Origin of the sequence: Xenorhabdus stockiae, assembly GCF_002632825.1 — a bacterium.
Taxonomy (GTDB): Bacteria; Pseudomonadota; Gammaproteobacteria; order Enterobacterales; family Enterobacteriaceae; genus Xenorhabdus; species Xenorhabdus stockiae.
The window spans coordinates 64,699-67,652 of record NZ_NJAJ01000026.1; the positions used below are offsets into that span (position 1 = coordinate 64,699).

Below are 2,954 nucleotides of genomic sequence, written 5' to 3' on the forward strand. Positions count from 1 at the left end.
ATCCGAAGACACCTTCGGGTTGTGAGGTTAAGCGACTAAGCGTACACGGTGGATGCCTAGGCAGTCAGAGGCGATGAAGGGCGTGCTAATCTGCGATAAGCGCCGGGAAGGGGATATGACCCGCAAGACCCGGCGATACCCGAATGGGGAAACCCAGTGCAATCCGTTGCACTATCCTGACCTGAATTCATAGGGTCAGGAGGCGAACCGGGGGAACTGAAACATCTCAGTACCCCGAGGAAAAGAAATCAACCGAGATTCCCCCAGTAGCGGCGAGCGAACGGGGAGGAGCCCAGAACCAACATCAGTGTCAGCGTCAGGAGAACGGTCTGGAAAGGCCGGCAGTAAAGGGTGATAGCCCCGTATCTGAAAACGCTGGCAGTGGGAGTTCGATGAGTAGGGCGGGACACGTGGTATCCTGTCTGAATATGGGGGGACCATCCTCCAAGGCTAAATACTCCTGACTGACCGATAGTGAACCAGTACCGTGAGGGAAAGGCGAAAAGAACCCCGGCGAGGGGAGTGAAAGAGAACCTGAAACCGTGTACGTACAAGCAGTGGGAGCACCCTTTGGGGTGTGACTGCGTACCTTTTGTATAATGGGTCAGCGACTTATATTCTGTAGCAAGGTTAACCGTATAGGGGAGCCGCAGGGAAACCGAGTCTTAACTGGGCGTTAAGTTGCAGGGTATAGACCCGAAACCCGGTGATCTAGCCATGGGCAGGTTGAAGGTTGGGTAACACTAACTGGAGGACCGAACCGACTAATGTTGAAAAATTAGCGGATGACTTGTGGCTGGGGGTGAAAGGCCAATCAAACCGGGAGATAGCTGGTTCTCCCCGAAAGCTATTTAGGTAGCGCCTCGTGAATTCATCTTCGGGGGTAGAGCACTGTTTCGGCTAGGGGGTCATCCCGACTTACCAACCCGATGCAAACTGCGAATACCGAAGAATGTTATCACGGGAGACACACGGCGGGTGCTAACGTCCGTCGTGAAGAGGGAAACAACCCAGACCGCCAGCTAAGGTCCCCAAGTCATGGTTAAGTGGGAAACGAAGTGGGAAGGCTCAGACAGCCAGGATGTTGGCTTAGAAGCAGCCATCATTTAAAGAAAGCGTAATAGCTCACTGGTCGAGTCGGCCTGCGCGGAAGATGTAACGGGGCTAAACCATGCACCGAAGCTGCGGCAGCGACACGTAAGTGTTGTTGGGTAGGGGAGCGTTCTGTAAGCCGTTGAAGGTGGCCTGTGAGGGCTGCTGGAGGTATCAGAAGTGCGAATGCTGACATAAGTAACGATAATGCGGGTGAAAAACCCGCACGCCGGAAGACCAAGGGTTCCTGTCCAACGTTAATCGGGGCAGGGTGAGTCGACCCCTAAGGCGAGGCTGAAAAGCGTAGTCGATGGGAAACAGGTTAATATTCCTGTACTTGGTGTTACTGCGAAGGGGGGACGGAGAAGGCTATGTCATCCGGGCGACGGTCGTCCCGGTTTAAGCGTGTAGGTGGGCAGTCTTGGTAAATCCGGACCGCTGTATAACACTGAGGCGTGATGACGAGGCACTACGGTGCTGAAGTGACAGATGCCCGGCTTCCAGGAAAAGCCTCTAAGCTCCAGGTAACATTGAATCGTACCCCAAACCGACACAGGTGGTCAGGTAGAGAATACTCAGGCGCTTGAGAGAACTCGGGTGAAGGAACTAGGCAAAATGGTGCCGTAACTTCGGGAGAAGGCACGCTGGCAGTAGGTGAAGGGACTTGCTCCCGGAGCTGAAGCCAGTCGCAGATACCAGCTGGCTGCAACTGTTTAATAAAAACACAGCACTGTGCAAACACGAAAGTGGACGTATACGGTGTGACGCCTGCCCGGTGCTGGAAGGTTAATTGATGGGGTTATCCGTAAGGAGAAGCTCTTGATCGAAGCCCCAGTAAACGGCGGCCGTAACTATAACGGTCCTAAGGTAGCGAAATTCCTTGTCGGGTAAGTTCCGACCTGCACGAATGGCGTAATGATGGCCAGGCTGTCTCCACCCGAGACTCAGTGAAATTGAACTCGCTGTGAAGATGCAGTGTACCCGCGGCAAGACGGAAAGACCCCGTGAACCTTTACTATAGCTTGACACTGAACACTGGTCCTTGATGTGTAGGATAGGTGGGAGGCTAAGAAGTGTGGACGCCAGTCTGCATGGAGCCATCCTTGAAATACCACCCTTTAATGGCTGGTGTTCTAACGTAGGCCCGTTATCCGGGTTGCGGACAGTGTCTGGTGGGTAGTTTGACTGGGGCGGTCTCCTCCCAAAGCGTAACGGAGGAGCACGAAGGTTAGCTAATCACGGTCGGACATCGTGAGGTTAGTGCAAAGGCATAAGCTAGCTTGACTGCGAGCGTGACGGCGCGAGCAGGTACGAAAGTAGGTCTTAGTGATCCGGTGGTTCTGAATGGAAGGGCCATCGCTCAACGGATAAAAGGTACTCCGGGGATAACAGGCTGATACCGCCCAAGAGTTCATATCGACGGCGGTGTTTGGCACCTCGATGTCGGCTCATCACATCCTGGGGCTGAAGTAGGTCCCAAGGGTACGGCTGTTCGCCGTTTAAAGTGGTACGCGAGCTGGGTTTAGAACGTCGTGAGACAGTTCGGTCCCTATCTGCCGTGGGCGTTGGAAGATTGAAAGGGGCTGCTCCTAGTACGAGAGGACCGGAGTGGACGCACCACTGGTGTTCGGGTTGTCATGCCAATGGCACTGCCCGGTAGCTAAGTGCGGAAGAGATAACCGCTGAAAGCATCTAAGCGGGAAACTTGCCTTGAGATGAGTCTTCCCTGATTCCTTGAGAATCCTAAAGGAACGTTCGAGACGAGGACGTAGATAGGCTGGGTGTGTAAGCGTTGCGAGACGTTGAGCTAACCAGTACTAATGAACCGTGCGGCTTAACCTGACAACACCGAAGGTGTTTTG

At 53.9% G+C, this 2,954-nt stretch carries 1 rRNA gene; it reads left to right on the plus strand.

From position 1 onward, the window contains the following. Positions 1 to 25: 25 nt before the first annotated feature. Positions 26 to 2,934: ribosomal RNA gene (locus tag Xsto_RS23095) — 23S ribosomal RNA — on the plus strand. Positions 2,935 to 2,954 lie beyond the last annotated feature (20 nt).